The following is a 7640-nucleotide window of genomic DNA, read 5'->3' on the forward strand; positions in this document are numbered from 1 at the left end:
AGGGGGCGGCGGGATGCAGGATGCGTGGTGTGCGTCGTCATGTGCGTGCCTGCCGGGCGCGCGGCCCGGTCGTTGCGGCGGGCCGGTGCCCGCCCGTACGGCGTGAAGGATTCGTGGTCATCGTGTCCGTGGCGGCGTGCCCCCGTGCCGCGCATGCATGGCCCCGTACATTGCCGCCGGACATTTCGCGCGCTACCGGCTGGAAAATTCCCGCAGCACGTCTTCCAGCCTGCCTTCGTCGGTAAGGGTGTACACCGTCTCGCCGTGCTCGTCCGTGCGTGCCGTGCCCGAAGTGCCCGAAGTGCCAACATCGAGTTGGGCGGCATCCCCATAGGACGCATCCGGCAGATTGGCGCCCGACCGGGCCAGATGCCGGGCCGCTTCCGGTGCGTAATGGGTGGTGCCAAGACCACGGTCCACCAGGGGCGATTCATGGTCCGGAAACTGTTCCTCTTCCGGCGCCGGGCGAAACACGTTGGACGGGGCGGAAAAACGTTGCGGCCTGTTCAGGTAGTCTTCGTGATAGGCCTCCATGGTGTACATGCCCTCGCCGCGCCCCATTTCCATGATGCTGTGCAACTGGGCGAACCTGCCTTCGCGCACCAGCATGCGCACCGGGTGGGTGCCGATGAGCAGGGAAAGCACCGGCACGCGGAACCGCGCCACCGGGTGCATGCGCAACTGCTGCACCACGATGGCGTGCAGGGTGGACGACAGCTGGTGCCGCACCAGGTCTTGCGCCTCCAGCGGAAAGGCGTTGCACAGCCGGTACAGGGCTTCTTCCGGCGTGGCGGAATGCAGCGAGGCAATGACCAGGTGGCCGGATTCGGCGGCGCTGAGGGCAAGGCGGATGGTTTCCGCCTCGCGCAGTTCGCCCACCAGGATCACGTCCGGGTCTTCGCGCAGCACGTCCAGCAGGCCGCGCTCGAAGGACGGAAAATGTGCCCCCAGTTCCCGCTGCTCCACGAAGGCCTTCTTGGAGGCGAAGCGGTATTCGATGGGGTCTTCCAGCGTGATGATGTGCGCCGGACGGTTGCGGTTTATCTCGTCCAGCATGGCGGCCATGGTGGTGGTCTTGCCGCTGCCCGTGGCGCCGCACACCAGTATCAGCCCGGCCCGCAGACGGGTGAATTCTTCCAGCGAGGGATGCAGGTTCAGGTGGGCCAGGGTGGGGATGCGCCCGGCCAGCAGTCGCACGGCCAGGCTGAGCCCCCGCGTGGTGCTGAAGATGTTCATCCGTACCCGGATGCCCGCCACGGTATGCGCGAAATCCACCGACCAGCGGCGGCGCAGTATGTCCGCCCGGTGCGGGTTCAGCAGGGCGCGCGCCAGTTCGTCCATCTCTGCGGGGGCCAGCACGGCGTTGCGCAGCATGCCGATGTCCCCATCCTTGCGGTACACCACCGGATGGCCGCCGGTAAGGTGCACGTCGGACCAGCCGTGGGTCACGGCCTGGGAGATGATGCGGTGGAATGTCTCATTCATGGCGGGCACCTGTACGTAGGGGAAAAGGGCGGCGGCGCGGGGCGCCGCCGCCGGAAACATTAATTGCAAGCGGGAGTTTGCAGCGCCTTGGTGTTGGCAGCTTCAGAAGCGGCGATGGCCGTACCACCCGTTACCGTGGGGTGCGAAAGCGACACGGACGATTCGAATACCTGCTGAGTGCCCCCGCCCTGTGCGGCCTGGGCCCAGGAAATCCCGGAAACAGTCCAGCCGCCGCCAATGACGGAGTTGTTGGTGACCTCGGTCTGCGCGGCGGTTTGAGCAGCAGCGCAGTTGGAACCAGCGAGAAGGGCCTGCGCAAAGCGCTGGTTCAGCCGGGCCTGGAGTTCCGCAGCCGCGGCATCAACGGCAGACTGGCGGGCGTTTTCCTGAAGGTCGAAGTACTTGGGCACGGCAACAGCGGCCAGAACGCCAAGAATGACCAGCACCGCAATGATTTCGATGAGCGTGAAGCCTGCTTCCTTTTGCCTGTCTTTTCTGTTTCGGATCATGGAATGTTTCTCCTGATGCATGGTGTTATGATTCTCTGATGTCTTCAAATCCAATCGGGTTCCGGACCTTCCGTCCCCCTCCCTATATGGTGCCGGTGCGTGTGCAGCCCCCCTTGGAGTCCGCGCACCGTGCCCGGCATGCATGGGCGTAACAAGGGCGCTATTTGTGTCTGCCCGCCATTTGTGTCAGGTCCCACATGGGCATGAAGATGGCGAGGGCAAAGAAGCCCACCACCGCCGCCAGCACCACGATGAGAATGGGGCCGATGGCCTCGGCCATGCCTGCCACTGCATATTCCACTTCTTCGTCGTAGTGGGCGGCCACGTCCTTCAGCATGGAGTCGAGGCTGCCCGATTCTTCGCCAATGGCCACCATGTTGATGATCAGAGGGGTGAAGAATTTCGCGGACTTCAACGGGTCCGCGATGCCCCGGCCTTCCTTCAGTTTGTCCTGAATCCTGCGGAATTCGCGGGCGATGGCCTCGTTGCCGATGGTGTTGGTCAGCACGTCCAGGGCATCCAGCACGGAAACGCCGCTGGACTGCATGATGGAAAAGATGGAGGCAAAGCGGGCCATGACCGATTTCTGGAGCACCGGGCCGGTGATAGGCATGCGCAGCAGCAGGTTGTCCCGCCAGTATTTGCCGGTGGGGGTGCGCACCCACCACTTGTAGGCCACGATCAGCGCCATCAGCCCGGCCAGCAGCAGGGGCCAGTAGTCGGTGATGGCATGGTGCATGGCGATGGCGACCTTGGTGGGCCACGGCAATTGGATGCGGGCCTGCGAGAAGATCATGATGAATTTGGGGATGACCACGTTCAGCAATACAAAGAACGCGACGGTCAGCGCGCCCAGCACCATCTTGGGGTAACGCATGGCGGACTTGATGTCGGCGCGTATCTTGTGTTCGTGCTCCAGCAGGTACACAAGGCGTTCCATCACGTCGCCCAGCGCGCCGCTGGCCTCGCCTGCCCGCATCATGGAGCAGTACAGTTCGCTGAATACGCGCGGGTGCGCCTTGAAGGCGTCGTACAGAGTGCTGCCGCCCACGATGGATTGGGCCATATCCGCCGCCACGCGCTTCAGCCGCTTGCTTTCGGTCTGGTTCTGCAACACCTGCAACAGCTGGGTAATGGGTATGCCCGCCTGGAACAGGGTGCGGAACTGCTTGGTGAACAGGATGAGTTCCTTGGGTTTCACCGGGTTCAGGATGTCGCCCAGCGCCCCGAACTCGAGGCTGGCCCCTCGCGTCTTGACCTTCAGGGGCACGTAGCCGCGCGACAGCAGCAGGGCGCGGGCCGCGTCTGCGGTGTCCGCGTCGATGGTGCCTTGCATGTTCACGCCGTTGTCGTTCAGCGCGGTGTAGACGTAGGTGGGCATGTACGTGCCTGTTAAGTGCGTTGTCGGTTAGCTGTGAAATATGTCGTTGCCGTTCAGTGGGTAATGCTCACCGCGTGCATGCTGCGGGCGGAATCCGTCTTTTGTAGCCGGGCTGTGTTGGCTTGAAATTTTTGATGCTCACGTACATGAGTACGCTCCGCTCAAAAATTCCAATCCGCCTTGCCCGGCGAGCAAAACTCGTAATTCCTTGCATCATCCCCGCCAGCCACCCGCGACGGAAGCCGTCGCGGGGTATAAGGAAGAAAGGCAGCATGACAAAGGCGAAAAAGCGAAAGGCAACAAATTGTTGCTACAACATCACGGACGTGGCGGCTTCCTCAACCGTCGTCGTGCCGCGCAATATCTTCATGGCCGCGTCCTGCTTCAGGGTGCGCATGACGCCCGCGTCGATGGCCGATTCCGCGATGACCTGCGTGGAACTGCGCTTGATCACCAGATCCTGGATCATCTGGGTCATGGGCAGAATTTCGAACACCCCGGTGCGCCCCCGGTACCCGGTGTGCGCGCAGTGATGGCAGCCGCGCCCCTTCAGGTACGTGGCGCCCGGCGTATCCGGCGCAAGGCCGAAGGCGGCCAGCGCTGCGGGCAGCGGCTCGTACGGTTCCGCGCAGTTGGTGCACACCCGGCGCACCAGCCGTTGCGCGAACGAGGCCAGCAGCACCGACGAGACCAGAAACGGCTCTATGCCCATGTCGATGAGCCGCGTCACCGCGCCTGCCGCATCGTTGGTGTGCAGGGTGGACAGCACAAGGTGCCCGGTAAGGGCAGCCTGCACGGCAATGGCGGCGGTTTCCGCGTCGCGTATTTCACCCACCATCACCACGTCCGGGTCCTGCCGCAAAATGGAGCGCAGGCCGCTGGCGAATGTCATGCCTGCCTTGCGGTTCAGCTGCACCTGCCGGATGCCCCGGATGCGGTATTCCACCGGGTCTTCCAGTGTGATGATGTTGATGTCCGGCCGGTTGATGCTTTTCAGGATGGCGTACAGGCTGGTGGACTTGCCGCTGCCCGTGGGGCCGGTGGACAGGATCATGCCGTAGGGCTTGTGGATGGCCCCCTCGATGGTCACGTGGTCGTTCTGCTGCATGCCCAGCATGTCCAGCGTGTAGTCGCGCCCGCTCATGTCCAGCAGGCGCAGCACCATGTTTTCGCCGTAGATGGTGGGTATGCTGGACACGCGCACGTTTATCTCGCGGTTGTCCAGGTGCATGGTAAAGCGGCCATCCTGCGGCACGCGGGTGACGGCGATGTCCATGTTGCCCAATATCTTGATGCGCGAGACCACCGCAGGAGCAACGCTGCGCGGCGGGGCCGGGGCCTCGCGCAGCTTGCCGTCTATGCGAAAGCGCACCTGCACGCTGTCCTTTTCCGGGCTGATGTGCACGTCGCTGGCGCCTTCGCGCACGGCCTGGGCCAGAATGGAATTGACCAGCCGGATGACGGGGGCAAGGTCGGCCTGGTTGGCCAGTTCGTCCACGGCCACGTCGCGCTCGGCGGCGTCGGTCTGGCTGGCGGCGGCGGTGTGCAACTCGCCCAGGCTTTCGATGACGCCGTCAAGGTTGGTGAACATGCCGTAGATGGCACTGAACAGCTGGTTGTATTCCTGTTCCGTGCAGATCAGCGGTTCCACTTCGCTGTTGGTGATGAACTCCAGCGTATCCAGCGCGTCGATGTCCAGCGGGTCCACCATGGCCACCACCAGCACGTGACCGTGCTGTTGCAGGGGCACCGCGCTGCACTTCTGCGCGGCGTCCAGCGGCAGGCGCTCCGCCATGTTCAGGCTCAGCGGGTGCTGCTGCGGGCTGTACCGTTCTATCTTCAGCTGGCGGCTTATCAGTTCCACCACGTCCGATTCGCGGCACAGGTTGGTCTTGGTCAGGTACTGGCCAAGGCGCAGCCCGCTTTTCTTGTGTTCGCGCAGGGCGGCCTTCAGCTGCTCTTCGGTAAGCAGCCCGGCCTGCACCAGCAGTTCGCCCAATCGTACACGCTGACGCACGGCGTTCCTACCTTGCTACGGGGTGATGGTGTGGCGTCATGGTTCGCGGCCCGTGCGGCTACTGGCGGGGCAGCACCGCTTGATCGATGACGGGGGGCTGGCCAGCCTGTCCCGGCTGCACCGTGATCTGCTGCGTGGCGCCCTGTTCCGCCATTTCGCGGTAGGGCAGCACGGCAGGCGTGATGAAGATCAGCACTTCTTCAAGCTTGCTGGCCTTGGAATCGCTGCCGAACAGCCAGCCCAGGCCTTCCACGTCGTGCAGGCCGGGCACGCCGCTGCGGCCCGTGCTCTTGCGGTCCTTGGTCAGGCCGGAAATGACGATGGTCTCGCCGTCCTGCACGATGAGCGTGGTTTCCGTCTGCTTCTTGATGATGAAGGGGTTGCCTTCCACCTTGCGGGTAAGGTCCACCTCGTCCTTCTTCACCAGCACCTTCAGCTTCAGGTTCTTGTCGTCGATGACATGGGGGGTGATTTCAAGGCGCAGCACGGCGTCTTCGAACTTCACCTCGCGGTCGCCCTGGGCGTTGGTGGAGACGTAGGGCACCTTTTCGCCGTTTTCGGTGTAGGCCATCTGGTTATCCAGCGTGGAGATGGACGGTGACGACAGGATGTTGATCTTGCTGTTTTCCTGCAGGGCGGAAAGCTGCATTTCCAGCATGTTGCCGCCAATGGTGCCGAACATCAGCCCCAGCGAGCCCGCGCCCGACTTGCCCGTGGTGTCGATGGGGAAGTTGATGCCGTTGCCCTGCCCGCTGATGCCGGGAGATCCGTATATGGGCGTGTAGCTGCCGGAGTAGGGGCTGGTGCCCGCCGTGCCGCCGGTGCCGCCGGGGGTGACCCACAGGTCGTTGCTGCCTGCCATGTTGCCCACCCGGTTCACGCCGCCCCACTGGATGCCCAGTTCGCGTGCGGTTTCCTTGGTGGCTTCCACGATGTGCGCCTTCAGCTGGATTTGCGCGCGGGGCTTGTCGAGGTTGGAAACCAGGGTCATCAGCTTCTTCTGGTCGTCTTCCACGGCCTGGATGATCAGCGAGTTGGTGAAGGTGTCCACGACCACGGCACCCACGGCCTTGCCCGCGTCGTCCTTGGACAGGAAGCCTTCCAGGTTCTTCTTCAGTTCCGCCGCCTCCGCGTAGCGCACGTCGAGCACTGTGGTGACCAGCGGACCGACCTTGCGGCCCTTCAGCTTCTGGGCCATGCGCTGGTTTTCCAGCGTGGCGCGTTCAAGCTCGGCCTTCTTGTCGGCCATGGTCATGACCTTGATCAGTTCGCCCTGCCATGCGTAGTCCAGCCCGTTGCTGTCCAGCATGCCCTTGAACACGTCGGACCATGGCACCCGGTTGACGTTGACGTTGACCGAGCCCTTCACGGCGGGGCTGAGGATGATGTTCTTGTCCGCGGCGGCGGCCAGGCTGCGCAGGGCCACGCCCACGTCCACGTTGTGCAGCTTGAGCGTAACCGGCACGTTGGGCAGCGGGCGGGCCTGCTGGTCCTGTTCTTCCGCCACCTTGTCCTGCTTCAGCACGGCGCGGGGCTGTATGTCGCGCGCATCGCGCGAGGGCGAGTAGCCCGTGGAATTGGTGGACATGGCCTTCCACTTGTCGAAGAACGGGTCGGATTCTTCCTTGCGCTTGGCGCAGCCCAGCGTGCCAAGAACGAATGCCGCCGCAAGCAGGACGACGAGGGCCAGGGAAACGTGTCTTCTCAAGAGGCGCATCAAAAATCTCCGGTACTGCTCGCAGGTTACAGGTCGTCGCCCGAGTAGGGGATTTCCCTGTCGGTCACATCACCCGGCGATGCCAGGACGACCTTGCCCGGCGTTATCGACTTCACCACGTATCCGGTCTCCGCCACGGTTTCGCCCACGCGGTATTCAAGGCCGTCCAGGATGGCCAGCACGCTGTTGCCGATGGCCACGTAGCCCGAGTAGGCGATGTCGTGTGCGGCGGACTTGCCGTCCGTTCCGTCCGGTCCACCTGGGCCGTCGCCCTTGCCCGGCACCGGGTGGAAGGGGTTTGGCGCGGCCTGGCGCATCGCCGCATCCAGCACGTAGAGTTGGCTGGGGGTGATGACCGCTTCGGCCAGGGTTTTGCGGGCCTGTTCGACAATGGCCTGCGGAGGGGCGGTCGCCTCGGCGCCGGGAGGCAGCAGCCCCGCCAGCGTTGAGGGGACGACCGGTGCTGCCGGTGCTGCCGACGGGGCAGAGGTGGTGGGCGTGGCAGGTGCGGCACCGCCGTTTGCCGGTGCC

At 64.0% G+C, this 7640-nt stretch carries 6 protein-coding genes; all 6 read right to left on the reverse strand.

The window, feature by feature from the left end; translation table 11 throughout:
- Positions 1-192: 192 nt before the first annotated feature.
- The gene (locus FVW27_RS03145; RefSeq protein ID WP_167122667.1) at positions 193-1485 is read right to left on the reverse strand and encodes a type IV pilus twitching motility protein PilT; all 1293 of its coding nucleotides are present in this window, start codon (positions 1483-1485) and stop codon (positions 193-195) included.
- Between the two features lie 59 nt (positions 1486-1544).
- Positions 1545-2048 carry a type II secretion system protein gene (locus FVW27_RS03150; RefSeq protein ID WP_424991843.1) on the reverse strand — a complete coding sequence of 168 codons (504 nt, stop codon included), beginning with the start codon at positions 2046-2048 and terminating at the stop codon, positions 1545-1547.
- Between the two features lie 106 nt (positions 2049-2154).
- The gene (locus tag FVW27_RS03155; protein ID WP_167122669.1) at positions 2155-3375 is read right to left on the reverse strand and encodes a type II secretion system F family protein; all 1221 of its coding nucleotides are present in this window, start codon (positions 3373-3375) and stop codon (positions 2155-2157) included.
- A 310-nt stretch (positions 3376-3685) separates the two neighbouring features.
- A complete protein-coding gene (locus tag FVW27_RS03160; RefSeq protein ID WP_167122671.1) occupies positions 3686-5392 on the reverse strand; it encodes a GspE/PulE family protein in 1707 nt (568 codons plus the stop codon).
- Between the two features lie 58 nt (positions 5393-5450).
- On the reverse strand, positions 5451-7109 hold the full coding sequence (gene pilQ, locus FVW27_RS03165) for a type IV pilus secretin PilQ (RefSeq protein WP_167122673.1): 1659 nt from the start codon (positions 7107-7109) through the stop codon (positions 5451-5453).
- 26 nt (positions 7110-7135) lie between these two features.
- On the reverse strand, positions 7136-7640 hold a 505-nt coding region (locus FVW27_RS03170), incomplete at its 5' end, for a hypothetical protein (RefSeq protein ID WP_243838179.1).

The sequence above is a fragment of the Nitratidesulfovibrio liaohensis genome (assembly GCF_011682075.1).
Lineage (GTDB): Bacteria > Desulfobacterota > Desulfovibrionia > Desulfovibrionales > Desulfovibrionaceae > Cupidesulfovibrio > Cupidesulfovibrio liaohensis.